Raw genomic sequence first — 25012 nt, 5'->3', positions numbered from 1 at the left:
CTTTGGTGCCGACGGCGAGACTCGAACTCGCACAGCTTTCGCCACTACCCCCTCAAGATAGCGTGTCTACCAATTTCACCACGTCGGCACTGCATGCAACCGGGGTTGTAACTACTTGTTTCCCGCGAATCGCTTCAAGAATTAAATTCTAACCTGACTTCCGGAATTGTTCAACGCACAACCGCAAAAATTTTAACTTTTTATTTCGGGACGTCCTGGCCCGGCGCGCTTGCAGCCGAACCTGCCGCAGCGGATGCCGCAACAGCCGGCGCCGATGCTGCAGGCGCGGATGCCGGTGCGGTCGCGACCCCACCCAGCACGCCCGCCGACGGCGTCGACTTGTACGAACCGAGGTACGTCAGCGCGAGCGTCGCGACAAAGAAGATCGTCGCGAGAATGCCCGTCGTACGCGACAGGAAGTTCGCCGAGCCCGTTGCACCGAACAGGCTGCCCGACGCGCCGCTGCCGAACGCAGCGCCCATGTCCGCCCCCTTGCCGTGCTGCAACAGCACGAGACCAATCACACCGAGTGCAGACAGCACCTGCACCACAATAATCAGCGTCTTGAATAACAGCATCACACCCACCCGAATGGATCAGGCGACCGGACCGACCGGCCGCCGTCATGGTTCAATTCGATCGCAGACCGCTCAACGTGCGGCCCGGCAGATCGCCAGGAAATCTTCCGCCTTCAGCGACGCGCCGCCGATCAGGCCGCCGTCGATGTCCGGCTGCGCAAACAGCTCTTCCGCGTTGTCCGGCTTCACGCTGCCGCCGTACAGCACGGACACGTCCGCCGCACCCTTTGCCGCGAGACGCGCACGCAGGAACGCGTGTACGTCCTGCGCCTGCGCCGACGTCGCGCTCTTGCCCGTGCCGATCGCCCAGACCGGCTCGTACGCGACGACGATGCGCGCAGCCTCTTGCGCGGTCAGCACGGCCAGCACCGCGTCGAGCTGCGCACCGACCACCTGCTCGGTCGCACCCGACTCGCGCTCGTCGAGCGTCTCGCCAACGCACACGACCGGCGTGAGCCCCGCAGCGAGCGCGCGCTGCGTCTTCGCCGCAACCGTCTCGTTGCGTTCGCCGTGATACGCGCGGCGCTCCGAGTGACCGACGATCGCATAGCGTGCGCCGAACTCCGCGACCATCGCGGCCGCCACTTCACCGGTGAACGCGCCCTGCTCGTGCGCCGACACGTCCTGCACACCCCACGCGACACGGCCGCCGTCGAGTTGCGCCTGAACCTGCGCGAGATACGGGAACGGCACGCACACGCCGACCGACGTTTCGGCCGCCACCGCGCCCGCGCCCTGCACCACTTCGTTCAGCAACGCCTGGTTGCCGGCCAGCCGGCCGTGCATCTTCCAGTTGCCGATCACACGCTTAGTTCTCTGTTTCGACATCGTGTCTGTCTCGTCACCGCTTGGTCATTAACGCGCCGGAATCCGGCCGTCAGGTTTGATCTGGCGAAGCAAACCCGCGATTTTACTGCGCGCGGCTTGAACCGGTCAAACCGCGCATGTCAAGCCCGGCCGCACGGGCCGTCAGGCGTTCGTACCCCAATCGAGCACGATCTTGCCGGTGTGCTCGCTGCTTTCCATCAGCGCGTGCGCCTGCGCGGCGTCCGCAGCCGGCAATACGCGATAGATCACCGGCTTGATGCGGCCGTCGGCAAGCAGCGGCCACACGCGCGCCTTCAGTTGCGCGGCGATCTGCGCCTTGAACTCGACCGGACGCGGGCGCAGCGTCGAACCCGTGATCGTCAGCCGGCGACGCAGGATCTCGCCCAGGTTGACATCGGCCTTCGCGCCGCCGAGCAGCGCGATCAGCACGAGACGGCCGCCATCCGCGAGCGCGGACAGTTCGCGCGGCACGTACGAGCCCGCCACCATGTCGAGGATCACGTCGACGCCGCGATCGTGCGTCAGCGACTTCACGACCTCGACGAAGTCTTCGGTCTTGTAGTTGATCGCGCGTTCGGCGCCGAGCGCCTCGCACGCGCGGCATTTGTCGGCGGTGCCGGCCGTCGCGAACACGCGAAAACCGAGCGCATGCGCGATCTGGATTGCCGTCACGCCGATGCCGCTCGAGCCGCCCTGCACGAGCAGCGTTTCCTGCTCGCCCCCCTCTCCCGCGCCGAGCTGCGCGCGGTCGAACACGTTGCTCCACACCGTGAAAAACGTTTCGGGCAGCGACGCGGCCTCGATATCGGTGAGCCCGCCGGGCACCGGCAGGCATTGCGGCAGCGGTGCGACCGCATACTCGGCATAGCCGCCGCCCGCGAGCAACGCGCACACGCGATCGCCGAGCTTCAGGCCGAACGGATTCAGCGCGGCGTCCGACAGATCGCCGCCGACGATCTCGCCCGCGACCTCGAGGCCCGGCAGATCCGATGCACCCGGCGGCGGCGCATACGCGCCCTTGCGCTGGAACACGTCGGGCCGGTTCACACCGGAAGCCGCCACCTTGATCAGCACTTCGCCGCGCTTCGGTTCGGGGCGCGAACGCTCCGCAAGCTTCAGCACGTCGGGGGCACCGAATTCGGTGATTTCGATGGCTTTCATGGTGGTGGTCGCTCCAGGATCAGGTCGGAATCGGATGACGCGCCCGCACGCGGCACGGGCGCCCGGCCGGCGCTGCTGCGCCGCACAACGATGCTACAGAAAAAACGGCCGGCACGCTTTCGCACTGCCGGCCGTTGATCCGCCTGCCCGCTTACTGCTGCGGCGGCGTGTCCGACTGCGGCGCCGCCGCTGCTTCATTCAGCAGCGCCTTCGCCGACAGACGCACGCGACCCTTTTCGTCCGTCTGGATGACCTTGACCTTCACTTGCTGGCCTTCCTTCAGGTAGTCGTTGATGTCCTTCACACGCTCGTTGACGATTTCCGAGATGTGCAGCAGACCATCCTTGCCCGGCAGCAGGTTCACGATCGCGCCGAAATCGAGCAGCTTCAGAACCGTGCCTTCGTACACCTGGCCGACTTCGATTTCGGCCGTGATGTTCTCGATGCGCTTCTTCGCTTCGGCCATGCCGTCGCTGTTCGTGCTTGCGATCGTCACGACGCCGTCGTCGGAGATGTCGATGGTCGTGCCGGTTTCTTCCGTCAGCGCACGGATCACCGAACCGCCCTTGCCGATCACGTCGCGGATCTTTTCCGGGTTGATCTTGATCGTGATCATGCGCGGAGCGAATTCCGACAGTTGCGTGTTCGCGCCGGAAACGGCTTGCGTCATCTTGCCGAGGATGTGCATGCGGCCTTCCTTCGCCTGCGCGAGCGCAACCTGCATGATTTCCTTCGTGATGCCCTGGATCTTGATGTCCATCTGCAGCGCCGTCACGCCTTGCTCCGTACCGGCCACCTTGAAGTCCATGTCACCGAGGTGATCTTCGTCGCCGAGGATGTCGGTCAGCACCGCGAACTTGTTGCCTTCGAGGATCAGGCCCATCGCGATACCCGCGACGTGCGCCTTCATCGGCACGCCGGCGTCCATCAGCGCGAGACAGCCGCCGCACACCGATGCCATCGACGACGAACCGTTCGATTCGGTGATTTCCGACACGACGCGAATCGAGTAGCCGAATTCATCGGCGCTCGGCAGGCACTTGACCAGCGCACGCTTCGCGAGACGGCCGTGACCGATTTCGCGGCGCTTCGGCGAGCCGACGCGGCCCGTTTCGCCGGTCGCGAACGGGGGCATGTTGTAGTGGAGCATGAAGCGCTCGCGGTACTCGCCTTCGAGCGCATCGATGATCTGCTCGTCGCCCTTCGTGCCGAGCGTCGCGACGACCAGCGCCTGCGTCTCGCCGCGCGTGAACAGCGCCGAGCCGTGGGTACGCGGCAGCACGCCGGTGCGGATTTCGATCGGGCGCACGGTGCGCGTGTCGCGGCCGTCGATGCGCGGCTCGCCGTTCAGGATCTGCGAACGGACGATCTTGGCTTCGATGTCGAACAGCACGTTGCCGACGGTTGCCTTGTCCGCCGCGACCGTACCGGCCGCCTGTGCGTCTTCCTCGAGCTTCGCCGAGGTTGCTGCGTAGACTTCCTTCAGCTTCGCCGAGCGTGCCTGCTTGTCGCGGAGCTGGTAGGCAGCGAGCAGGTCGTTCTGTGCCAGCTCGGTCACGCGCGCGATCAGCGCTTCGTTCTTCGGTGCCGGCTGCCAGTCCCACTCGGGCTTGCCGCCTTCGCGCACCAGTTCGTGGATCGCGTCGATCGCGACCTGCATCTGCTCGTGGCCGAACACCACGGCGCCCAGCATCACGTCTTCCGACAGTTGATCGGCTTCCGATTCGACCATCAGCACGGCACGTTCCGTGCCCGCGACGACGAGGTCGAGGCTCGATGCCTTGATCTGGTCACGCGTCGGGTTCAGCACGTATGCGTCGTCGATGTAGGCAACGCGTGCGGCGCCGACCGGGCCGTTGAACGGCAGGCCCGACACGGCGAGCGCAGCCGATGCGCCGATCAGCGCGGGGATGTCCGCCGGGATTTCCGGATTCACGGACAGCACGTGGATCACGACCTGGACTTCGTTGTAGAAGCCTTCCGGGAACAGCGGGCGCAGCGGACGGTCGATCAGGCGCGACGTCAGCGTCTCGTGCTCCGACGGACGGCCTTCGCGACGGAAGAAGCCGCCCGGGATCTTGCCGGCCGAGTAGGTCTTCTCGAGGTAGTCGACGGTCAGCGGGAAGAAATCCTGGCCCGGCTTCGCCGACTTCGCGCCGACGACGGTTGCCAGCACGACGGTGTCTTCGACGTCGACGATCACGGCGCCACTTGCCTGGCGAGCGACTTCACCGGTTTCGAGGCGCACCTTGTGCTGGCCCCACTGGAATTCCTTCACGACCTTGTTGAACATGGACATGGTTGCTCCTTTGAATTCATGCATTTCATTCGCCGCGCCGGCCATCCCGCGCGGCGGCGTCCCGACCGAATCACCCGGAGCAAGGTGTGTTTTTTATGCCATTCCAGCGCGGCGCTCGTGCAGCAACGCGCTGGAATGACACAAATCCTGCCCCGGTATCGGTCGTTGCGGCGGCCCCGCACCTGCGTGCCGGACAGCCTGCGGTGCGCGTGACGCTACGCACCGCGCAAAAACAAAATGCCTGTATCAGCGGACTGACACAGGCATCTTGCTGGCGGCAATCGCCTCGATTACTTACGCAGACCCAGCTTCTCGATCAGTGCGCGGTAACGGTCGGCATCCTTGCCCTTGAGGTAGTCGAGCAGCTTGCGGCGGCGGCTCACCATGCGCAGCAGGCCGCGGCGGCTGTGGTGATCCTTCGCGTGGGTCTTGAAGTGACCCGTCAGTTCGACGATACGTGCGGTCAGCAGTGCGACCTGGACTTCGGGCGACCCCGTGTCGTTGGTACCGCGGGCGAACTGAGCAACAACTTCCGACTTCTTGATATCTGCAACAGACATGTGATTTCCTTTCTAACTGAACAGGCGGACACGGAAGAATGGCCGTGCCGTGACTTACAACCGGCGCGCATTGTAGCACAACTCCGCGCCGTTCTTACCGCCTCCTGTCACGGGCGCGTCATCGAGCAGGCGGACGGCATCTCGGTGCGCTGCGCCGGCACCGCAAGCACCGTCCGGAAGCCGTAGCCCGAACCCTCGTTGTCGAAGCGCACGCCCGGCGTGCCGACCTTGTCCATCTCCATCACGTAAAGGGGCTGGATCAATTGATGATCCTGCGCCCGCATCCGCGACGCGTGGAAGCCGTCGTCGAACGACAGGCCCTCCAGCGCGCGCGCGACCGCGACGGGGTCGGCCGAACCCGCGCGGTTCATCGCGGCGGCCAGCATCTCGATCATCAGGCTCATCCGTCGCACCGGGTAGTCGTCCTGGGCGGCCGGAAAGCGGTTCCGGAACGCGCGGTAGAACGCGTCGGATTTCGCGCCGCCCGCGTTCGGGTGCCAGTCCGCCACGGCCACGACCCGCCCGACGCCGGCATCGCCGAGTGCGGCCGGCGCGCCCAGGCTGTTGCCGTAGAAGGTATAGAACTTCGCATTCAACCCCTGCTCGCGCGCCGCCTTCACGAGCAGCGTGAGGTCGTTGCCCCAGTTCCCGGTGACGACGGCGTCGGCGCCGCTCGCGCGGATCTTCGCGATGTACGGCGAGAAATCCTTGATTCGCCCGATCGGGTGGAATTCGTTGCCGGCGATCGCCACGTCCGGGCGCCGCGCGGCCAGCGCCTGCCGTGCAAGCGCGCTGACGTCGTGGCCGAAACTGTAGTCCTGATTCAGCAGGTAGACCTTGTGGAGCGCGCGGTCGCGCGCCATCACGTCCGCGAGCGCGGCCATCCGCATGCCCGCGTGCGCATCGAAGCGGAAATGCCAGAAACTGCAGCGCGCCCCGGTCAGCGCCGGATCGTCGGCCGAATAGTTGAGGAACAGCGTCCGGCTGTCCGGATCGCGCGCGTTCAGCTTGTCGAGCGCCGCGACCAGCGCGGCTGCGACGGCCGAACTGTTGCCCTGCGCGACGAACCCGATATGGCGGTCCGCGGCCGCGCGCAACTGCACGAGCGCTTCCTCGGGGCTGCCCTTGCTGTCGAGCACGACGAGTTCGAGCGGATGGGCGCCGTCGCGCAACTTCACGCCGCCCGCCGCGTTGACCTGCTCGACGCCGAAGCGCAGGTTGCGCTCGACCGCCGCGCCCGCATTCGCGAACGGGCCCGACATCCCCTCGATCAGCGCGATCCGCACCGGCTCGCCGCCGGCAAACGCGGACGACGCCAGCATCCACCCCGCGCTCAATGCGAGCGCACACCGCTTCCACCCCTGCATCGGCCACCTGCCCTTCAATCTGCCCGAGAAGCGCGGATCATAGGCCGACGCCCCCGCCGCCCGCAAGCGCGACGCGCCCGGCGATCCGTACCGATTTTTTCCGTGCGATGCGCGGTCGCGCGCCGTCCGTGATAAAACGGGACTTGTTTCCGTGTTCTGGAGAATCCCCATGCGCATTCGCATTTCCGCGCGCCTGCCGGTACTGCTCGCCAGCGCCGCCGCGCTGCTGGCCGGTTGCGCGCAACCGTGGCAGCAATACCAGGCCGGCCAGGACGAGTCGGCGATCGTCGCACGCATGGGCCCGCCGCGCGAGATCTACGACCTGCCCGGCGGCGGCAAGCGCCTGATGTGGCCGACCCAGCCGATGGGAGAAATCACCATCGCGGCCGACGTCGACGCGGCCCACAAGATCGTCAACGTGCGCCAGGTCCTGCAGCCGAACGAGTTCTATCGCGCAGAGATCGGCAAATGGACGAAGACCGACGTCCTCGTCAACTTCGGACGCCCCGTCGAGACGTCCTACTTCCCGCTGATGAAGCGCGAGGTGTGGACCTACCGGTATCTCGAGGACAACGTCTGGTACATGATGTACAGCTTCTACTTCGATCCGCAGGGCATCCTGCGTATCACGCAGAAAACGCCCGACCCGCTGCACGACCCCGACCGCCGCAACCTGTTCTGACCGATTACGCATTTACGCGCAATTTTCACCGTGGCCATTCACGAATCATTGCGTGAATGGCCATTTCCTTTTTCCCGCCTCTCTATTAATTCGGAAAATTCGGCGGAAATCTTTTCCGATCGGTGACATTCCGATGGCACCACGCTGACATCCCTGTCATGCGGGCCTTTCCGCGCAAACACGCATGCGCGGTGCATGTCATGCGGTGAATTGGTGCGTGCAATGCACTACGCCAAATCAATTTGAAACAAATTGTTTCAAGCCACCCGAAGTGCTAGGGCATACCCCTAATATCAGTCGAAACCCAACCTTTCAATTTAGAAAGAATGTCATTGCGTCATTTCTGCCGATATCCGTTTGCCTTCATCACAAAGGAGTCCTCATGAATCGCCCCAAGAGCATGCTGGTTGCCAACATCGCCTGGGCCCGCGAAACGCGTGAATATACGCCCGGCTTCTTCGACGCGCTCGCGCGCGGCCAAAACCCGCGCGTGCTGTGGATCGGCTGCGCCGACAGCCGCGTGCCGGCCGAAACCATCACGCACTGCGCGCCCGGCGAGCTGTTCGTCCATCGCAACATCGCGAACCTGTTCCATCCCGACGACGACAATTCCGCCAGCGTGCTCGAGTACGCGGTGCGGGTGTTGCAGGTCGACCACGTGATCGTGTGCGGGCACTACGGATGCGGCGGCGTACGCGCATCGCTGCTGCCGCCACCAGCCGACCTGCCGCACGTCGCACGCCGCATCGCGCCGCTGTGCGCGCTCGCGCGGCGCCATCGCGACGCGCTGGACGGGCTCGACGACACGGCCGCCGCAGACCGCCTCGCCGAACTCAACGTGCTGGAACAGGTACGGCTGCTGCGCGCGTCCCCGATCGTGCACGGCCGCGAACGGCCGCCGCTCGTGCACGGCTGGATCTTTTCCCTCGCCGACGGCCGCCTGCAGGAACTCGATTCCGGCTACACCACGCCGGCCGTCGACGTCGAATCCGTGCAGGCCGCGACGGCCGGCGCGCTCGGTTGACCTACCCCGCCCCAAGCCAATGAAATCGCCCCAACCATGAAACTGAACGAGCGCCTGTCCACCCTGCCGCGCGACATCGTCGCCGGCGTTGTCGTTTTCCTCGTCGCGCTGCCGCTGTGTCTCGGCATCGCCAATGCTTCCGGCGTCGAGCCATTCGCCGGGCTCGTGTCCGGCATCGTCGGCGGCATCGTCGTCGCGCTGCTGAGCGGCTCGTCGCTGTCCGTCAGCGGGCCGGCCGCCGGCCTCGTCGTGATCGTCGTCGAAGGGATCGCGCAACTCGGCAGCTTTTCCGCGTTCCTGCTCGCGGTCCTGCTGTCCGGCGTACTGCAATTCGGGTTCGGCATGCTGCGCGCCGGCCGTTTCGCCGCCTATGTGCCGTCGCCCGTCATCAAGGGCATGCTCGCGGCGATCGGGCTCCTGCTGATCCTGAAGCAGATTCCGTTCGCATTCGGCATCGGCGGCTCCGCCGCGCAATCGTTTGCGAATTGGCCGGGCCTGCCGGTCGCGTGGGCCGCGACAGCCATCGCGCTCGCGTCACTCGCACTGCTGGTCGCATGGGACACGCCCGCGCTGCGCCGCTTCGCGCTGGTGCGCTCGGTGCCGGCCCCGCTCGGCGTGGTCGTGCTGGGTATCGGCGCCACGCTCGCGCTGAGCGTCGTCGCACCGTCGGTTGCGCCGGGCGCCGCCCATCGCGTGACGCTGCCCGAACTCGGATCGTTCGCGGCCTTCGCGGCGTCGCTCAAGCATGCGGAGCTCGGCCCGAACTTCGCGCAGCTCGTCAATCCGGACGTGTGGCGCGTCGCGATCACGCTTGCGGTCGTCGCAAGCCTCGAGACGCTGCTGAGCCTCGAAGCAGTCGAGCAGATCGACCCGAAGCGCCGGCCGACCCAGCCCGACCGCGAGCTCAAGGCCCAGGGCGTCGGCAATCTCGTCGCGGGCGTGGTCGGCGGGCTGCCGATCACGTCGGTGATCGTGCGCAGCTCGGTGAACGTCAATGCGGGCGCGCAAAGCCGGATGTCCGCAATCGTGCACGGGATGCTGCTGCTCGCGAGCGTGTTCGCGCTCACCGGCCTGATCAACCTGATCCCGCTCGCGAGCCTGGCCGCGATCCTGATCCACACCGGCTTCAAACTCGCGAAACCGGCGCTGTTCCGTTCGGTGATGAAACAGGGGCCGGCTGCGTTCGTGCCGTTCGCCGCGACGATTGCCGGCGTGCTCGCGGTCGACCTGCTGTTCGGCATCGCGCTCGGCCTTGCCTGCAGCGTGCTGGCGGTCGCCGTCGCGAACCTGAAGAGCCCCGTCACGCTCGCGCAGCACGACGACCACTTCCTGCTGTCGTTCCGCAAGGACGTGTCGTTTCTCGGCAAGGTCCAGGTCAAGCACCACCTGCGGCACATTCCCGACCGGGCCGCGGTGATCATCGACGCGACGCGCGCCGACTACATCGACCACGACGTGCTCGAACTGCTCGACGCGTTCGTCGCCGATGCGCCGCAGCGCGGCATCGCGGTCGAGTTCCGGCGGCGCAGCCCGGCGCCGCGCACGGCCACGCGCCGCTGGCTGTTCCGCGCGCCGGCCGCCGAATGAGCGACGCATGAAAAACGCCCCGGCGGCGCAGGGCCGCACGGGGCGTTTCGGGTGATGCGCAGCGCGCTGCGATTATGAGCGCTGCGGATTGACCTTGTCGTCCTTCGAATGCAGCTTGTTCAGTGCGGAGATGTACGCCTTCGCGGATGCGGCGACGATGTCCGGATCGGTGCCGACGCCGTTGACGATCCGCCCGCTCTTCGACAGACGGACCGTCACTTCGCCCTGCGCCTGCGTGCCGGTCGTGATCGCGTTCACCGAGTACAGCAGCAGCTCGGAGCCGCTGCCGACTTCGCCCTCGATCGCGTTGAACGTCGCGTCGACCGGACCGTTGCCGCGCGCCTCGCCGGTCACTTCCTTGCCTTCGACCCCGAACACGACCTTCGCGTGCGGCTGCTCGCCCGTTTCCGAGTGCTGCGACAGCGACACGAATTTGAAGTGCTCCTGCTCGTGCGCGAGCGCCGATTCCTCGGACACGATCGCGATGATGTCTTCGTCGAAGATCTCGGCCTTGCGGTCGGCCAGATCCTTGAAGCGCATGAACGCGGCATTCAGTTCGCTCTCGCTGTCGAGCGACACGCCAAGCTCCTGCAGGCGCTGCTTGAACGCGTTGCGGCCCGACAGCTTGCCGAGCACGATCTTGTTCGCGGTCCAGCCCACGTCTTCCGCGCGCATGATCTCGTAGGTGTCGCGCGCCTTCAGCACGCCGTCCTGGTGGATGCCCGACGCGTGCGCGAACGCATTTGCGCCGACCACGGCCTTGTTCGGCTGCACGACGAAACCGGTGATCTGCGACACGAGCTTCGACGTCGGCACGATCTGCGTCGTGTCGATGCCGACGTCGAGGCCGAAGTAGTCCTTGCGGGTCTTCACGGCCATCACGATTTCCTCGAGCGACGTGTTGCCCGCGCGCTCGCCGAGACCGTTGATCGTGCACTCGATCTGACGCGCGCCGCCGATCTTCACGCCGGCGAGCGAGTTCGCGACGGCCATCCCGAGGTCGTTGTGGCAGTGCACCGAGAAGATCGCCTTGTCCGAATTCGGAATGCGTTCGCGCAGCGTCTTCACGAGGTTGCCGTACAGCTCCGGGACGCCGTAGCCGACCGTGTCGGCGATGTTGATCGTCGTCGCACCTTCGGCAATCACGGCTTCCAGCACGCGACACAGGAAATCCATGTCGGAGCGGCTGCCGTCCTCCGGCGAGAATTCGACGTTGTCGGTGAACTTGCGCGCGAAGCGCACCGCGAGGCGGGCCTGCTCGAACACCTGGTCGGGCGTCATCCGCAGCTTCTTCTCCATGTGCAGCGGCGACGTCGCGATGAACGTGTGGATCCGGAAGCTCTCGGCCGGCTTCAGCGCGTCGGCCGCACGCTGGATGTCCTTGTCGTTGGCGCGCGCCAGCGAGCAGATGGTGCTGTCCTTCACGAGACCGGCGATCGTGTGGATCGCGTCGAAATCGCCGTTCGAGCTGGCTGCGAAACCGGCCTCGATCACGTCGACCTTCATCCGCTCGAGGTGCTTCGCGATACGGATTTTCTCTTCCTTCGTCATCGACGCGCCGGGCGATTGTTCGCCGTCACGCAAGGTCGTATCGAAAATGATCAGCTTGTCTGTCATGGGGGGCTCCAGGGCTCTTTATACGGAAGTCAAACGTAACGAGATCGCGCCACCGCTGGCGACGCTCAACAACAGACGAGGCTTGACGGGGGGGCGAGAACGGTCAGCGCGGCAGGCGCGCCGAAGCTAGCGCGCGTAGCGGCGCACCGGCTAGAAGGAGGGAGAGGCGGGAAAATGCAGTCATGCCGTCGACTATAGCGGCATTCCGTTAGGTGCGCAATCGGACGGCACCCGGGGCTTCCAGCGGCCCGGTTCGAAAAAGGGGGCAAAAGAAAACGGCGGCCTCAGGCCGCCGTTTCCGGGCAAAAAACGCGCGTCAGTGATCGCGCTGCGACGAGCGGGCCGGATTCGCGCGCCCGCGGATGGCCATGTAGGCCCAGAACACGTAGCCCGACAGCCCGTACAGCACGAACAGGCAGAACAGCATCAGCGGCGGATCGGACGACACGAGCACGAACGCGACGACGACGAGCAGGATCGCCGCGAACGGCACGCGGTGCCGCACGTCGAGCGCCTTGCCGCTGTAGAACGGCGCGTTCGACACCATCGTCACGCCCGCGTAGATCGTCAGCACGAACGCGACCCACGGCAGCCAGCCGAGCTTCATCGGCACGCGGTTGTCGGTGGCGAGCCACACGAAGCCCGCGATCAGCGCGGCGGCGGCCGGACTCGGCAGCCCCTGGAAGAAGCGCTTGTCGACGACGCCGATGTTCGTATTGAAGCGCGCGAGCCGCAGCGCGGCGCCCGAGCAATAGACGAACGCGGCGAGCCAGCCCCAGCGGCCGAGATCCTTCAGCACCCACTCGTACATCACGAGCGCGGGCGCGACGCCGAACGACACCATGTCCGACAGGCTGTCGAACTGCTCGCCGAACGCACTCTGCGTATGCGTCATGCGCGCGACGCGCCCGTCCATCCCGTCGAGCACCATCGCGACGAAAATCGCGATCGCGGCGATCTCGAAACGCACGTTCATCGCCTGCACGACCGCGAAGAAGCCGCAGAACAGCGCGGCGGTCGTGAACGCGTTCGGCAGCAGGTAGATGCCACGCGTCTTCAGGAACCGCTGGCGCGCGGCGCGGCGGCTCTCGATGGGTACCGGATCGGCGGCCATCCCCTTGTTGCGGCGGAACGGGCGTGGCGTCTGGCCGGAGCCGTTGCGCGGCCGGCGTGGTTTGAATGCGGCCATCGTGCGCCCCGCCGCTTACTGTTCGAGCTCGGCGAGGATCGTCGACGACGCGTAGACCTTCTCGCCGATCGACACCTTCGCGCGGCTGCCGAGCGGCAGATACACGTCGACGCGCGAACCGAAGCGGATGAAGCCGTAGCGCTGGCCGCGCGACAGCGGCTCGCCGGCGCGTACGTAGCAGAGGATCCGGCGGGCGACGAGGCCCGCGATCTGCACGGCGGTGACGGTCTTGCCGCTCGCCGTCTGGATCACGACCGCGTTGCGTTCATTCTCGGTCGACGCCTTGTCGATCGCCGCGTTCAGGAACGCGCCCGGGAAGTACTCGACCTTGGAGATCGCGCCATCGACCGGCGAACGTTGCGAATGGACGTTGAAGACATTCATGAACACGCTGATCTTCAGCGCTTCGCGGTTCGCGTACGGGTCTTGCGCGGTCTCGACCGCGACGATGCGGCCATCCGCCGGGCACAGCACCGCGTTCGGCTGCGCCGGGATCGGGCGCTGCGGATCGCGGAAGAACTGGACGACGAAGACGAGCAGCAGCCAGAACGGCCACGCGAAGCCGAAGCCCCCGACGGCATGGATCAACAGCGCGATGACGGCTGCAATCGCGATGAACGGCCAGCCTTCGCGCGCGATGATCGGATGAGGATAGTTCATGGATTCGTTCTGTGTTCGGTGAATTGCAAAGCCCGTAGGATAGCAAAAGCCGCCCGGGGCACTGCTGCCTTCGGGCGGCTTTTTGGTACCGGCCCTCTATTCGAGGGACCGGAACAGCACGCGGTGCTTAGTTCTTCGACTGGTCGACGAGCTTGTTCTTCGCGATCCACGGCATCATCGCGCGCAGCTTCGCACCCACTTGCTCGATCTGGTGCTCGGCCGTCAGGCGACGGCGCGACTGCAGCGTCGGCGCGCCTGCCTTGTTCTCGAGAATGAAGCTCTTCGCGTACTCGCCCGTCTGGATGTCGGTCAGGCACTGCTTCATCGCCTTCTTCGTCTCTTCCGTGACGATGCGCGGGCCCGTCACGTACTCGCCGTACTCGGCGTTGTTCGAGATCGAGTAGTTCATGTTCGCGATGCCGCCTTCGTAGATCAGGTCGACGATCAGCTTCAGTTCGTGCAGGCACTCGAAGTACGCCATTTCCGGCGCGTAACCTGCTTCGACCAGCGTCTCGAAACCCGCCTTGATCAGCTCGACGGTACCGCCGCACAGCACGGCCTGTTCGCCGAACAGGTCGGTTTCGGTTTCTTCACGGAAGTTCGTTTCGATGATGCCGGCACGACCGCCGCCGTTCGCTGCCGCGTACGACAGCGCGATGTCGCGCGCCGCGCCCGACTTGTTCTGCGCAACCGCGATCAGGTGCGGCACGCCGCCACCTTGCGAGTACGTGCCGCGAACCGTGTGGCCCGGCGCCTTCGGCGCAATCATGATCACGTCGAGGTCGGCGCGCGGGATCACCGCGCCGTAGTGGACGTTGAAGCCGTGCGCAAATGCCAGTGCCGCGCCCTGCTTGATGTTCGCATGCACTTCCTTCGCGTACACGTCGGCGATCTGCTCGTCAGGCAGCAGCATCATCACGACGTCGGCGCCCTTCACCGCTTCCGCGACTTCCTTGACCGACAGGCCGGCGTTCTCGGCCTTGCTCCACGACGCGCCGCCCTTGCGCAGGCCGACCGTCACGTTGACGCCGCTGTCCTTCAGGTTCAGCGCGTGCGCATGGCCTTGCGAGCCGTAGCCGATGATCGTGACTTGCTTGCCCTTGATGAGGGAGAGGTCAGCGTCTTTGTCGTAGAAAACGTTCATGATGGTTCCTTCGCTAATTCAAAAATTCAACAATTTGTTCGGATGGAGTACTGCGGGCCGGGACTTGACGGCGCACCCGGCGTGCCTGTCCGGCATCACACCTTCAGGATGCGCTCGCCGCGTCCGATGCCGGAGCTGCCGGTGCGCACGGTCTCCAGGATCGCGCCCGCGTCCAGCCCCTGGATGAACGCGTCGAGCTTGTCGCTCGCGCCCGTCAATTCGATCGTGTAGGTCTTTTCGGTCACGTCGATGATGCGGCCGCGGAAAATGTCCGCCATCCGCTTCATTTCTTCGCGCTCCTTGCCCACTGCACGCACCTTGATCAGCATCAGCTCGCGTTCGATGTGTGCACCGTCGGTCAGGTCCACCACTTTCACCACCTCGATCAGGCGGTTCAGATGCTTCGTGATCTGTTCGATCACGTCGTCGGAGCCAATGGAAACGATGGTGAGCCGCGACAGCGATTGGTCTTCGGTCGGCGCCACCGTCAAGGTTTCAATGTTGTAGCCGCGTGCCGAAAACAGACCGACCACGCGCGACAGCGCGCCCGGTTCGTTCTCCAGCAGGACGGAAATGATGTGTCTCATGTTCGCTTCTTCCAGAATGTGTCCGTGTCGATTCACTCGCGCCGCGCGCTGCCGCGTGCCGCACCGCCCTTCGTGAAGGCGGCCGCATCGGGCTCAGGCGCGCGTCGCGCCGTTACAGATCTTCCGATCCGAGCAGCATCTCGGTGATGCCCTTGCCGGCCTGTACCATCGGCCAGACGTTTTCGGTCGGATCGGTCTGGAAGTCGAGAAACACGGTGCGGTCCTTCAGGCGCAGCGCTTCCTTCAGCGCCGGCTCCACATCCGAGGTCTTTTCGATCCGCATGCCGACATGGCCGTACGCTTCGGCAAGCTTCACGAAATCAGGCAGCGCATCCATGTACGAATGCGAATAGCGCTTGCTGTATTCGATCTGCTGCCACTGGCGAACCATGCCGAGATAGCGGTTGTTCAGCGAAATGATCTTCACGGGCGTGTCGTACTGCAGGCAGGTCGACAGTTCCTGGATGCACATCTGGATCGAGCCTTCGCCCGTGATGCACAGCACGTCGTCGTCCGGGTGCGCCATCTTGACGCCCATCGCTGCCGGCAGGCCGAAGCCCATCGTGCCGAGGCCGCCGGAGTTGATCCAGCGACGCGGCTTGTTGAAACGGTAGAACTGCGCCGCCCACATTTGGTGCTGGCCGACGTCCGAGCACACGAACGCATTGCCGTCCGTCAGCTCCCACGCCTTCTCGACCACATATTGCGGCTTGATGATCTCGCTTTCGCGGTCGTATTTCAGGCAGTCCTTCGCGCGCCAGCCCTCGATGTCCTTCCACCATTGCGCGAGCGCCTCGGTGTCGGGGCCATGCTCGGCCGTCTGCAGCTGCTCGATCAGCTCCTTGAGCACTTCCTTCACGTCGCCGACGATCGGGATGTCGACCTTCACACGCTTCGAGATCGACGACGGGTCGATATCGATGTGGATGATCTTGCGCGGACGCGACGCGAAGTGCGCCGGATCGCCGATCACGCGGTCGTCGAAGCGGGCGCCGATCGCGATCAGCACGTCGCAGTGCTGCATCGCCATGTTCGCTTCGTAGGTGCCGTGCATGCCAAGCATGCCGAGGAATTTCTTGTCCGACGCGCGATAGCCGCCGAGGCCCATCAGCGTGTTCGTGACCGGATAGCCGAGCAGGTCCGCGAACTGGTTCAGTTCGCGCGACGCGTCGGCGAGGATGATGCCGCCGCCCGTGTAGATGTACGGACGCTTCGCCGTCAGCAGCAGCGACACGGCCTTGCGGATCTGGCCCGAATGGCCCTTCGTGACCGGGTTGTACGAACGCAGCGACACGCTCTTGACGGGCTCGTACTCGCACGGCGTCTTCGAGATGTCCTTCGGGATGTCGATCAGCACCGGGCCCGGACGGCCGGTGCGGGCGATATAGAACGCCTTCTTGACGGTTTCCGCGAGGTCGCGCACGTCCTTCACGAGGAAGTTGTGCTTCACGCACGGACGCGTGATGCCGACGGTGTCGCACTCCTGGAATGCATCCTGGCCGATCGCGGCCGTGGGCACCTGGCCGCTGATCACGACCATCGGGATCGAATCCATGTACGCCGTGGCGATGCCGGTCACCGCGTTGGTGACACCCGGGCCGGACGTCACGAGACAGACGCCGACGTTGCCGGTGGAACGCGCATACGCATCGGCTGCGTGCACGGCCGCCTGTTCGTGGCGCACCAGCACGTGCTGAATCTTGTCCTGCTTGTAAAGCTCGTCGTAGATGTAGAGTACCGAGCCGCCGGGGTAGCCCCAGATGAATTCGACGTTTTCATCGGCCAGTGCCTTCATGAGCACGGTGCCGCCGATGGAGTCGCTATCGGGAGGGGAAAGGGGTTCCGACGTGGAGAATTCCGCGCTGGGCATGTTCATGTTGACCTTTCGAATTTTCGGCAAAAAATTGATCGGGTGCTCTCTGCCGGGCTTGTGGCTCGGGTTCAAGCGGCGCGTCCAGTTTGAAGGGCAGGCTTCTTGGGCCAGCCTCAAATGAGACCATCACTTCATGTTGCGAATCATTGACGATAGCGGGTCGCGAATGGGTCGTCAAGCAAAATATCCCGCAGCGCATCATGGGCGCTGCCCGGCACCCCGCCGCCGCGGCTCGCGCGCAACGTGCGGCGCCCAACCCGGTGCCAAGCGGCGCGAAAATTTGATAGCATCCGCGGGTTTTACGAAATTTTTCGACCTTTTACACCACGCAGCGGCCCGCAGCGCATACCTTCACGGAATGGCATCAGACAAGGAACTCGCCGACTTTCTGGCGGGCGTCGAAAGGCGCGCGTTCAAGCAGGCTGCGTACGCCGTGCGTGACGACGATGCGTCGCTCGACATCGTGCAGGACGCGATGATCAAGCTTGCGGAGAAGTACGGCGACCGGCCGGCGGCCGAGTTGCCGCTGCTTTTTCAGCGGATCCTGCAAAACGCGATCCACGACTGGTTCCGCCGTCAGAAAGTCCGCAACACGTGGGTCACGCTCTTCTCGTCGCTGAACAACTCTGACGACGACGACTTCGACCCGCTCGAAACACTCGAATCCGCGGACGACAACGCGGGCGTCGAGAGCAGCGAGCACCGCCTCGAACGAGAGCAGGTTCTGGCCCTGATCGACGAAGAAATCCAGAAGCTTCCGGCGCGTCAACGGGAAGCGTTCCTGATGCGTTATTGGGAAGATATGGATGTCGCCGAGACTGCCGCCGCAATGGGGTGCTCCGAGGGCAGCGTGAAGACGCACTGCTCACGGGCCACCCACACGCTGGCGCACGCGCTCAAGGCCAAAGGAATCACGCTATGAGCTCCGCTCCCGCAAATCGAGAACACGAATTCGCGCTGAAGGTGCGCCGCGCGCTGGACGAGCGCGCGGCCGACCTGCCTGCCGCGACCACCGACCGTCTGGCCGTCGCCCGCCGGGCTGCGCTCGCGCGCAAGAAGCCCGAGGCCGCGACCGTGCCGGTGTTCGTGCCGGCCTTCGCCGGCGCGGCCGGTGCGTACGGCACGGCGCCAGCAAGCCGCCCGCAGGCGTCGCTCGCGCGCCGCCTGCTGCGCGCGTGGCCGCTGGCGCTGCTGCTCGCGGGGCTCGTCGGCATCGCCTACTGGGAAGACATGCAGCGCACCGCCGAACTCGCCGACATCGACGCGGCGATGCTCAGCGACGACCTGCCGCTCAACGCATATCTCGATCATGGGTTCAACGCGTATCTGTCGCGCGCTCACTAACAGACAATAACGAGGGGATCGCACGGGTGAGTCAGAAGCGCGGCCTGGCCGTATTTTTCGGATGCGTAATCGCGATCGCCGTTTCCTACGTCGCCACTTACCCACGATTCCACCCGGCCCCCGCGACGACCACCGCCGCGGCCAGCAGCGCTGCCGCGCCCGCATCGGCCGCGACCGGGCTGACCACCGAACTCCCCCCGCTCCCCCTGCCGCTGCCGGCCGCTACCGGCCCGCTGTCGTGGGCGCGCCTCACGCCGGCACAGCACGCGGCACTCGCGCCGTTCGCCGACCAGTGGGACGGCTTCAGCGACGCCCGCAAGCGCAAATGGCTGAAGATCGCATCGCGTTTCTCGAAGTTGACGCCCGATGACCAAAAACGCCTGCAGGACCGGATGACCGAATGGGCGCGGATGACGCCCGAGCAGCGCCGCGTCGCGCGCGAGAATTACCAGAGTGCGAAGGAGCTTTCCGCGCAGGCGCGCGAGCGTGCGTGGAAGGCGTACCAGCAACTCCCCGAAGAGCAGAAGGAACGTCTCGCGGCCGCCGAGCGCCGCCGCCGGCCGAGCGTCGTCAGCGCGCCGCCGACCGTTGCCGACCGCGATGTCCGCCGCCTCGTCAATTCGCACGAACACCCGGCAAACGGCCCGGCCACCGCACCGGCGCCCGTCTCGGCCGCCGTCGCGCCGCCGGTGCCCGCATCGTCGACGGCCGGCACCGCATCCGCACCGGCTGCCGTGGCGCCGGTGTCGCCCGCCGACGCCCCCTCGCTGTTCAAGGGCTCCTGAGCGGCCGTGGCGAACGCCCGCGCACCCGAAACCCCGGCCGCCGCGCCGTCCGTGCGGCGGCGCCTCGCCGCGCTGCTCTACGAAGGTGTGCTGCTGTTCGGCGTGGTGTTCTTCGCCGGACTCGCGTTCAGCCTCGCCACGCAGCAACGCAACGGCCTCGTCCATCACAACCTGCTCGCCGCCTGGATCGCGCTCGTGGTCGGCGCGTACTTCGTCTGGTTCTGGACCCACGGCGGCCAGACGCTGCCGATGAAGACCTGGCGGCTGCGACTCGAATCGTCGAGCGGCCGGCCGCTGAGCGCGGGCCACGCGCTCATCCGCTATGCGCTCGGCTGGCTGTGGTTCCTGCCGCCGCTCGCGCTGCATCCGCTCCTCGGCCTGTCGGTCCCCGTCACGCTCGCGCTCACCGCCGCATGGATCGTCGTGTGGGCCGGCGCCGCGCGGCTGCATGCCGGCCGCCAGTTTCCGCACGACCGGATCGCCCGCACACGCGTCGTTGCGATGCCACGTTGACGCGCCGCATTCGCCAGACGAAAAAACCTCGCCGAGGCGGCTCCCGCCCGGCCTGACAGGCTTGCCAGACAACGGTCGGCCGTTCCGTACGGCAGATTTCACAACGCCCCGTCATTCACTGCTAAACACCCTGCAGCGGTCGTAATAAGAACGTCTCGTGACTGTCACGGCACAGTCACGCCCGCATGGCGGAATGCCGGTAATGTCAACCGGCGCGAGTCATGCATGGGCCAGAAATCGTCCGCGACCTCCCTGTTCCGTCACCCCATCGGCGCCCGCGCCGCCACGGCTTTCCTGTCCGGTGCTGCCGCAGCCGACGGGCTGGTGTCGCAAGACCCGCCAGCCGGGCACGCCACGCAGCATGACGATCCCGATTCGTCTGCCCACCGCTACCGCACCATCTGGCTGTCCGACATCCACCTCGGCTCAAGCGGTTGCCAGGCGCCGTACCTGCTCGACTTCCTGCGCCACAACGATTCGGAGTACCTGTACCTCGTCGGCGACATCATCGACGGCTGGCAACTGAAGAAGGGCTGGTACTGGCCGCAGGCACACAACGACGTCGTGCAGAAGATCCTGCGCAAGGCACGCAAGGGGACGCAGGTCGTCTACATCCCCGGCAACCACGACGAAGGCGCGCGGCAGTTCTGCGACCTCGCGTTCGGCGACATCCAGGTGCGCGGCGAGGCATTCCACACGACGCTCGCGGGCAAACGTTTGTGGATCGTGCACGGCGACCTGTTCGACGGCGTGATCCAGCACGCGAAATGGCTCGCGTACCTCGGCGACACGCTCTACACGCTGATCCTCGTGCTGAACCGCTGGTTCAACCGGATCCGCAGCCGGCTCGGCTTCCAGTACTGGTCGCTGTCGCAGTACCTGAAGCACCAGGTCAAGAACGCCGTCAACTTCATCTCGCAGTTCGAGACCGTGATGACCGACGAGGCCCGCCGCCGCGGCTGCGACGGCGTCGTGTGCGGCCACATCCACAAGGCGGAGATCCGCGACATCGACGGCGTGCTGTACTGCAACGACGGCGACTGGGTCGAAAGCCTGTCCGCACTCGTCGAAACGATGGAAGGCGAACTGAAGATCGTCTACTGGACGGCGATGCGCACCGCACCGGCGGAGACCACGTCGCGCAAGGCCAAGGCCGCTGCCTGACACCCCCTACTTACAGGACAAAGCCGCGATGAAGATCATGATCGTCACCGACGCGTGGGAACCGCAGGTCAACGGCGTCGTGCGCACGCTGAAGAGCACGGCGCGCGAACTCACCGCGCTCGGCCACCGCGTCGAACTGCTGACGCCGCTGGAATTCCGCACGGTGCCCTGCCCGACCTACCCCGAGATCCGCCTGTCGATCCTGCCGTACCGCAAGCTGCGCGCGCGGATCGATGCGTTCGCGCCCGACGCGCTGCACATCGCGACCGAAGGCCCGCTCGGCCTCGCCGCGCGACGCTACGCGCGTTCGCGCAAACTGCCGTACACGACCGCGTACCACACGCGCTTTCCGGAATACGTGCAGGCGCGCTTCGGCATCCCGCTCGCCGCCACCTACCGCTTCCTGCACTGGTTCCACGGCCCGTCGCTCGCGGTGATGGCGCCAACGCCGGTCGTCAAGCAGGATCTCGAGAAATTCGGCTTCACGAACGTCGTGCTGTGGACGCGCGGCGTCGATCTCGACATCTTCCACCCGATGGAATCGAAGGTGCTCAACACCGCGCGGCCGATCTTCCTGTACGTGGGCCGCGTCGCGATCGAGAAGAACGTCGAGGCCTTCCTGCGCCTCGACCTGCCTGGCTCGAAGTGGGTCGCGGGCGAAGGCCCCGCGCTCGCGGAGCTGAAGTCGCGCTATCCGGAAGCAAACTATCTCGGCGTGCTGTCACAGGCCGAGCTCGCGAAGGTGTATGCTGCGGCCGACGTGTTCGTATTCCCGAGTCGCACCGACACGTTCGGCCTCGTGCTGCTCGAGGCGCTCGCCTGCGGCACGCCGGTTGCCGCGTATCCCGTGACGGGCCCGATCGACGTGCTCGGCGATGGCGACGCCGGCGCAATGCACGAAGACCTGCAGGAAGCCTGCCTCGAGGCGCTGAAGATCGAACGCACCACTGCGCGCGCGTGGGCCGAACGCTTCTCGTGGCGCGCGGCGTCCGAGCAGTTCGCGTCGCATCTGAAGCCGCTGCCGAAGACCGCGTACTCGCCAGCAGAAGGTGCCGCCGTTTGAAACGAGACCTGAACGACAAGACCCCGCCCCCCGACGCAACGCCGCAACGGCACCGCCCGTTCGACGAGGAAGAGCCGCACGCCGACGCGGACGTGCACGCGCACGAGCCGCTCGGCCCCGACGATCGGCTCGCGCCGCTGCCGCCGAACCCGTACAAGCGCCATCGCGGCATCACGCGCGCCTGGTACGCCCTCAAGCATTCGCTGAACGGCTTTCGCGTCGCGATCCGCGAGGAGAGCGCGTTTCGCCAGGAACTCACGCTCGCCGCGCTGATGCTCCCGATCGGCGCGTTCGCGCCGGTGCCGGCCGCATCGCGTGCACTGCTGATCGCCTCGGTGCTGCTCGTGCTGATCGTCGAGCTGCTGAACTCGAGCGTCGAGGCCGCGATCGACCGCATCTCGCTCGAGCGCCACGAACTCTCGAAGCGCGCGAAGGACCTCGGCAGCGCAGCCGTGACGGTCGCGCTGTTCGCATGCGTGACGACGTGGGGCTTCGTGCTCGGACCGGTCGTCGCACGCTGGCTCGGCTTCTAGACGACTGCCCGGCGGGCACCTGCGTACCGCCCGCGTGCGGCGCTGCAACATGCGCCGCGCGGGCCTGCGAACACGAAATGCCCCGATGTGGCGGAACCCCGGTTTATAATCGTCCGCCAGACATAGAACAGCAACCCGCGCCGGACGAATCACGCAGCATCGATTGCAGCGCCCGCCCAGTCCGGCACACACAGGGCCGGACGACATGGAAGCGAAACCTCCCCGCCGCACCCGCGAACGGATTCTCGAGTTGTCGTTGAAACTCTTCAACGAGATCGGCGAGCCGAACGTCACGACCACGACGATCGCCGAGGAAATGGAAATCAGTCCAGGCAACCTGTACTACCATTTCCGCAACAAGGACGACATCATCAACAGCATCTTCGCGCAGTTCGAGCAGCAGATCGAACGGCGGCTGCGCTTTCCCGAAGATCATCGTCCGACAATCGACGAAACCTGGTCGTACCTGCAGTACATGGCCGATTTCATGTGGACCTACCGGTTCCTGTATCGCGACCTCAACGACCTGCTCGCCCGCAACCGCACGCTCGAGACGCACTTCAAGCAGATCATCAGCCACAAGGTGCGCTTCGCGCGCGACATGTGCGAACTGCTCGTGTCCGATGCCGAGATGGTCGCGACGCCCGCCGAGATCGAGGTCATCGCCACCAACATGGCCGTCATTTCGACGTACTGGCTGTCGTATCAGTACGTGATGCATCCGCGCAAATACAACGACCAGGACGCGATCCGCGAGGAACTGCACCAGGTCAGCATGCACGTGATCTCCGTGATGGCACCTTACCTGCGCGGCCGTTCGCGCCAGTTGTTCGACGACCTGGTCTCCGGCAAGCTGCCGAAGCGCCAGTTCACCGACTACCTGCCGCCGCGCGACGGCTCGCCGCGCCCCGCCGGCAGCCCGGTCGTCGTTGGGCAAGCCCCCGCCAAGGATGCCAAACAATGAAGGCAGTGTGTGTTTACTGCGGCTCGTCGTCCGGCGTGCGGCCCGTCTATGCAGACGCCGCGCGCGCATTCGGGCGCGCGCTCGTGGATGCGGATCTCACGCTCGTCTACGGCGGCGGCCGGGTCGGCCTGATGGGTGTGATCGCCGACGAAGTGATGGCGGCCGGCGGCCGTGCGGTCGGCGTGATCCCCGAACTGCTCGTCGACAAGGAAGTCGGTCATACGGGGTTGTCGGAACTGCACGTCGTGCCCGACATGCACCACCGCAAGAAAATGATGGCCGACCTGTCCGACGCGTTCGTCGCGATGCCCGGCGGCGCCGGCACGCTCGAGGAGCTCTTCGAGGTCTACACGTGGGCGCAGCTCGGCTATCACCGCAAGCCCGTCGCGCTCTACAACATCGATTCGTTCTACGATCCGCTGATCGCGCTGCTGCGCCATACGGTCGACGAGGGCTTCATGCGTCCGGCCTATTTCGACGCCCTGTGCGTCGAGTCGGAACCCGTCGAACTGATCGAGCGACTGCGACGCTACCAGCCGCCCGCCCGCGACAAGTGGGCGCCCGACGCAGCCAAGTAACCGTCACCGGAACCCGCACGCGATGACCGCACCGTCCGACCGCAAGGCCGTCCTCATCACCGGCGCGAGCCGTGGCATCGGCCGCGCGACCGCCGTACTCGCGGCCGAACGCGGCTGGGACGTCGGCATCAACTACGCGCGCGACGCGGCGGCGGCCGAACTTACCGCGCAGGCCGTCCGCGACGCGGGCGGCCGTGCGTGCGTCGTCGCGGGCGACGTCGCGAACGAAGCCGATGTCGTCGCGATGTTCGACACCGTGACGACCGCATTCGGCCGCATCGACGCGCTCGTCAACAACGCGGGCATCGTCGCGCCGTCGATGCCGCTCGCCGACATGCCGGCCGACCGGCTGCGGCGGATGTTCGACACCAACGTGCTCGGCACGTACCTGTGTGCGCGCGAAGCCGCGCGCCGGCTGTCCACGGACCGCGGCGGCCGCGGCGGCGCGATCGTCAACGTATCGTCGATCGCGTCCCGGCTCGGCTCGCCGAACGAATACGTCGACTATGCGGGGTCGAAAGGCGCGGTCGACTCGCTGACGATCGGCCTGGCGAAGGAGCTCGGCCCGCACGGCGTGCGCGTCAACGCGGTGCGCCCCGGCCTGATCGAGACCGAAATTCACGCGAGCGGCGGCCAGCCGGGCCGGGCAGCCCGCCTCGGCGCAACGACGCCGCTCGGCCGCGCGGGCGAAGCGCAGGAGATCGCCGAAGCGATCGTCTGGCTGCTGGGCGACGCGGCGTCTTACACGACGGGCGCCCTGCTCGACGTCGGCGGCGGCCGGTAATTCCGCCCGGCGGCGCTTCAAAATCGCCGCCCGCAACAATCCGTCGTCACGACACCACAAATCTCCACAATTCCGTGACACGAACGGTAAACCGCCGTAACAATTCCGTGGTTTACTAGCGGACATTC

The 25012-nt window shown here is 65.9% G+C and carries 25 protein-coding genes and 1 tRNA gene; 13 read left to right on the top strand and 13 right to left on the bottom strand.

What is annotated here, in order from left to right; genetic code table 11:
• Positions 1-3 precede the first annotated feature (3 nt).
• The 7 genes from HWX36_RS05080 to HWX36_RS05050 form a co-directional block, all read right to left on the bottom strand.
• Positions 4-88: transfer RNA gene (locus tag HWX36_RS05080), tRNA-Leu, on the bottom strand.
• Positions 89-200: 112 nt separating this feature from the next.
• Positions 201-578: a preprotein translocase subunit SecG gene (secG, locus tag HWX36_RS05075; protein WP_011352700.1), complete on the bottom strand. Its 378-nt coding sequence runs from the start codon at positions 576-578 to the stop codon at positions 201-203.
• Positions 579-650: 72 nt separating this feature from the next.
• Entirely contained in the window at positions 651-1406 is a 756-nt protein-coding gene (tpiA, locus tag HWX36_RS05070) for a triose-phosphate isomerase (RefSeq protein ID WP_175951136.1), read from the bottom strand.
• 141 nt (positions 1407-1547) lie between these two features.
• On the bottom strand, positions 1548-2567 hold the full coding sequence (locus HWX36_RS05065; RefSeq protein ID WP_175951135.1) for an NAD(P)H-quinone oxidoreductase: 1020 nt from the start codon (positions 2565-2567) through the stop codon (positions 1548-1550).
• 151 nt (positions 2568-2718) lie between these two features.
• On the bottom strand, positions 2719-4866 hold the full coding sequence (gene pnp, locus HWX36_RS05060) for a polyribonucleotide nucleotidyltransferase (protein ID WP_175951134.1): 2148 nt from the start codon (positions 4864-4866) through the stop codon (positions 2719-2721).
• 290 nt (positions 4867-5156) lie between these two features.
• Positions 5157-5426, bottom strand: coding sequence for a 30S ribosomal protein S15 (gene rpsO / locus HWX36_RS05055; RefSeq protein ID WP_006398792.1), 270 nt, complete (start codon positions 5424-5426; stop codon positions 5157-5159).
• 107 nt (positions 5427-5533) lie between these two features.
• Complete coding sequence (locus HWX36_RS05050; RefSeq protein WP_175951133.1) at positions 5534-6793, bottom strand: branched-chain amino acid ABC transporter substrate-binding protein; 1260 nt, start codon at positions 6791-6793, stop codon at positions 5534-5536.
• Between the two features lie 169 nt (positions 6794-6962).
• Between HWX36_RS05050 and HWX36_RS05045 the strand changes: the two genes are divergently transcribed.
• The 3 genes from HWX36_RS05045 to HWX36_RS05035 all read left to right on the top strand — a co-directional run bounded on the left by HWX36_RS05045 (position 6963) and on the right by HWX36_RS05035 (position 10086).
• Positions 6963-7475 (top strand): hypothetical protein, encoded by a 513-nt coding sequence (locus HWX36_RS05045; RefSeq protein WP_174915878.1) that lies wholly within the window; start codon positions 6963-6965, stop codon positions 7473-7475.
• 382 nt (positions 7476-7857) lie between these two features.
• Positions 7858-8499, top strand: a complete 642-nt coding sequence (locus HWX36_RS05040) for a carbonic anhydrase (RefSeq protein ID WP_175951132.1) — start codon at positions 7858-7860, stop codon at positions 8497-8499.
• Between the two features lie 36 nt (positions 8500-8535).
• Positions 8536-10086: a SulP family inorganic anion transporter gene (locus tag HWX36_RS05035; protein WP_175951131.1), complete on the top strand. Its 1551-nt coding sequence runs from the start codon at positions 8536-8538 to the stop codon at positions 10084-10086.
• Positions 10087-10158: 72 nt separating this feature from the next.
• Here HWX36_RS05035 and HWX36_RS05030 read toward each other — a convergent pair whose 3' ends face one another.
• The 6 genes from HWX36_RS05030 to HWX36_RS05005 all read right to left on the bottom strand — a co-directional run bounded on the left by HWX36_RS05030 (position 10159) and on the right by HWX36_RS05005 (position 17159).
• On the bottom strand, positions 10159-11703 hold the full coding sequence (locus tag HWX36_RS05030; protein ID WP_175951130.1) for a 2-isopropylmalate synthase: 1545 nt from the start codon (positions 11701-11703) through the stop codon (positions 10159-10161).
• A gap of 316 nt (positions 11704-12019) precedes the next feature.
• Positions 12020-12892: a CDP-diacylglycerol--serine O-phosphatidyltransferase gene (pssA, locus tag HWX36_RS05025; RefSeq protein WP_069747452.1), complete on the bottom strand. Its 873-nt coding sequence runs from the start codon at positions 12890-12892 to the stop codon at positions 12020-12022.
• A gap of 15 nt (positions 12893-12907) precedes the next feature.
• Positions 12908-13552: a phosphatidylserine decarboxylase gene (locus HWX36_RS05020; RefSeq protein ID WP_011352710.1), complete on the bottom strand. Its 645-nt coding sequence runs from the start codon at positions 13550-13552 to the stop codon at positions 12908-12910.
• Between the two features lie 127 nt (positions 13553-13679).
• Positions 13680-14696: a ketol-acid reductoisomerase gene (gene ilvC, locus HWX36_RS05015; protein WP_174942625.1), complete on the bottom strand. Its 1017-nt coding sequence runs from the start codon at positions 14694-14696 to the stop codon at positions 13680-13682.
• A gap of 95 nt (positions 14697-14791) precedes the next feature.
• Positions 14792-15283, bottom strand: coding sequence for an acetolactate synthase small subunit (ilvN, locus tag HWX36_RS05010; RefSeq protein ID WP_011352712.1), 492 nt, complete (start codon positions 15281-15283; stop codon positions 14792-14794).
• A gap of 112 nt (positions 15284-15395) precedes the next feature.
• On the bottom strand, positions 15396-17159 hold the full coding sequence (locus tag HWX36_RS05005; RefSeq protein WP_039370559.1) for an acetolactate synthase 3 catalytic subunit: 1764 nt from the start codon (positions 17157-17159) through the stop codon (positions 15396-15398).
• 355 nt (positions 17160-17514) lie between these two features.
• Here HWX36_RS05005 and HWX36_RS05000 point away from each other — a divergent pair, with 355 nt between their 5' ends.
• The 10 genes from HWX36_RS05000 (at position 17515) to HWX36_RS04955 (ending at position 24884) form a co-directional block, all read left to right on the top strand.
• Positions 17515-18078, top strand: coding sequence for an RNA polymerase sigma factor (locus HWX36_RS05000; RefSeq protein WP_011352714.1), 564 nt, complete (start codon positions 17515-17517; stop codon positions 18076-18078).
• The gene (locus HWX36_RS04995; protein WP_174915872.1) at positions 18075-18500 is read left to right on the top strand and encodes a DUF3619 family protein; all 426 of its coding nucleotides are present in this window, start codon (positions 18075-18077) and stop codon (positions 18498-18500) included. Before HWX36_RS05000 ends, HWX36_RS04995 begins: the two co-directional genes overlap by 4 nt.
• A gap of 26 nt (positions 18501-18526) precedes the next feature.
• Positions 18527-19285 carry a DUF3106 domain-containing protein gene (locus HWX36_RS04990; RefSeq protein WP_175951129.1) on the top strand — a complete coding sequence of 253 codons (759 nt, stop codon included), beginning with the start codon at positions 18527-18529 and terminating at the stop codon, positions 19283-19285.
• Between the two features lie 6 nt (positions 19286-19291).
• Complete coding sequence (locus HWX36_RS04985) at positions 19292-19798, top strand: RDD family protein (protein ID WP_175951128.1); 507 nt, start codon at positions 19292-19294, stop codon at positions 19796-19798.
• Positions 19799-20023: 225 nt separating this feature from the next.
• Entirely contained in the window at positions 20024-20962 is a 939-nt protein-coding gene (locus tag HWX36_RS04980; RefSeq protein WP_175951127.1) for a UDP-2,3-diacylglucosamine diphosphatase, read from the top strand.
• Between the two features lie 28 nt (positions 20963-20990).
• Positions 20991-22025 (top strand): glycosyltransferase family 1 protein, encoded by a 1035-nt coding sequence (locus HWX36_RS04975; protein ID WP_175951126.1) that lies wholly within the window; start codon positions 20991-20993, stop codon positions 22023-22025.
• On the top strand, positions 22022-22558 hold the full coding sequence (locus HWX36_RS04970; RefSeq protein ID WP_011352720.1) for a diacylglycerol kinase: 537 nt from the start codon (positions 22022-22024) through the stop codon (positions 22556-22558). The genes HWX36_RS04975 and HWX36_RS04970 overlap by 4 nt, the downstream gene beginning before the upstream one ends.
• A gap of 205 nt (positions 22559-22763) precedes the next feature.
• Entirely contained in the window at positions 22764-23522 is a 759-nt protein-coding gene (locus HWX36_RS04965; protein ID WP_175951125.1) for a TetR/AcrR family transcriptional regulator, read from the top strand.
• Positions 23519-24100, top strand: a complete 582-nt coding sequence (locus HWX36_RS04960) for a TIGR00730 family Rossman fold protein (protein ID WP_175951124.1) — start codon at positions 23519-23521, stop codon at positions 24098-24100. The genes HWX36_RS04965 and HWX36_RS04960 overlap by 4 nt, the downstream gene beginning before the upstream one ends.
• Positions 24101-24122: 22 nt before the next feature.
• Positions 24123-24884 carry an SDR family oxidoreductase gene (locus tag HWX36_RS04955; protein ID WP_175951123.1) on the top strand — a complete coding sequence of 254 codons (762 nt, stop codon included), beginning with the start codon at positions 24123-24125 and terminating at the stop codon, positions 24882-24884.
• Positions 24885-25012: the final 128 nt, after the last annotated feature.

The sequence above is a fragment of the Burkholderia sp. BCC0405 genome, assembly GCF_902833075.1.
Classification (GTDB): Bacteria; Pseudomonadota; Gammaproteobacteria; order Burkholderiales; family Burkholderiaceae; genus Burkholderia.
The sequence above is the reverse complement of the archived record's forward strand: the minus strand, read 5'-3'. Positions and strand labels throughout refer to the sequence as shown.

What these genes read in the sequence shown, in the direction of transcription:
- secG (WP_011352700.1), bottom strand. Translation starts at nt 578, where the DNA reads ATGCTGTTATTCAAGACGCTGATTATTGTGGTGCAGGTGCTGTCTGCA.
- tpiA (WP_175951136.1), bottom strand. Translation starts at nt 1,406, where the DNA reads ATGTCGAAACAGAGAACTAAGCGTGTGATCGGCAACTGGAAGATGCAC.
- HWX36_RS05065 (WP_175951135.1), bottom strand. Translation starts at nt 2,567, where the DNA reads ATGAAAGCCATCGAAATCACCGAATTCGGTGCCCCCGACGTGCTGAAG.
- pnp (WP_175951134.1), bottom strand. Translation starts at nt 4,866, where the DNA reads ATGTCCATGTTCAACAAGGTCGTGAAGGAATTCCAGTGGGGCCAGCAC.
- rpsO (WP_006398792.1), bottom strand. Translation starts at nt 5,426, where the DNA reads ATGTCTGTTGCAGATATCAAGAAGTCGGAAGTTGTTGCTCAGTTCGCC.
- HWX36_RS05050 (WP_175951133.1), bottom strand. Translation starts at nt 6,793, where the DNA reads ATGCAGGGGTGGAAGCGGTGTGCGCTCGCATTGAGCGCGGGGTGGATG.
- HWX36_RS05045 (WP_174915878.1), top strand. Translation starts at nt 6,963, where the DNA reads ATGCGCATTCGCATTTCCGCGCGCCTGCCGGTACTGCTCGCCAGCGCC.
- HWX36_RS05040 (WP_175951132.1), top strand. Translation starts at nt 7,858, where the DNA reads ATGAATCGCCCCAAGAGCATGCTGGTTGCCAACATCGCCTGGGCCCGC.
- HWX36_RS05035 (WP_175951131.1), top strand. Translation starts at nt 8,536, where the DNA reads ATGAAACTGAACGAGCGCCTGTCCACCCTGCCGCGCGACATCGTCGCC.
- HWX36_RS05030 (WP_175951130.1), bottom strand. Translation starts at nt 11,703, where the DNA reads ATGACAGACAAGCTGATCATTTTCGATACGACCTTGCGTGACGGCGAA.
- pssA (WP_069747452.1), bottom strand. Translation starts at nt 12,892, where the DNA reads ATGGCCGCATTCAAACCACGCCGGCCGCGCAACGGCTCCGGCCAGACG.
- HWX36_RS05020 (WP_011352710.1), bottom strand. Translation starts at nt 13,552, where the DNA reads ATGAACTATCCTCATCCGATCATCGCGCGCGAAGGCTGGCCGTTCATC.
- ilvC (WP_174942625.1), bottom strand. Translation starts at nt 14,696, where the DNA reads ATGAACGTTTTCTACGACAAAGACGCTGACCTCTCCCTCATCAAGGGC.
- ilvN (WP_011352712.1), bottom strand. Translation starts at nt 15,283, where the DNA reads ATGAGACACATCATTTCCGTCCTGCTGGAGAACGAACCGGGCGCGCTG.
- HWX36_RS05005 (WP_039370559.1), bottom strand. Translation starts at nt 17,159, where the DNA reads ATGAACATGCCCAGCGCGGAATTCTCCACGTCGGAACCCCTTTCCCCT.
- HWX36_RS05000 (WP_011352714.1), top strand. Translation starts at nt 17,515, where the DNA reads ATGGCATCAGACAAGGAACTCGCCGACTTTCTGGCGGGCGTCGAAAGG.
- HWX36_RS04995 (WP_174915872.1), top strand. Translation starts at nt 18,075, where the DNA reads ATGAGCTCCGCTCCCGCAAATCGAGAACACGAATTCGCGCTGAAGGTG.
- HWX36_RS04980 (WP_175951127.1), top strand. Translation starts at nt 20,024, where the DNA reads ATGGGCCAGAAATCGTCCGCGACCTCCCTGTTCCGTCACCCCATCGGC.
- HWX36_RS04975 (WP_175951126.1), top strand. Translation starts at nt 20,991, where the DNA reads ATGAAGATCATGATCGTCACCGACGCGTGGGAACCGCAGGTCAACGGC.
- HWX36_RS04965 (WP_175951125.1), top strand. Translation starts at nt 22,764, where the DNA reads ATGGAAGCGAAACCTCCCCGCCGCACCCGCGAACGGATTCTCGAGTTG.
- HWX36_RS04960 (WP_175951124.1), top strand. Translation starts at nt 23,519, where the DNA reads ATGAAGGCAGTGTGTGTTTACTGCGGCTCGTCGTCCGGCGTGCGGCCC.
- HWX36_RS04955 (WP_175951123.1), top strand. Translation starts at nt 24,123, where the DNA reads ATGACCGCACCGTCCGACCGCAAGGCCGTCCTCATCACCGGCGCGAGC.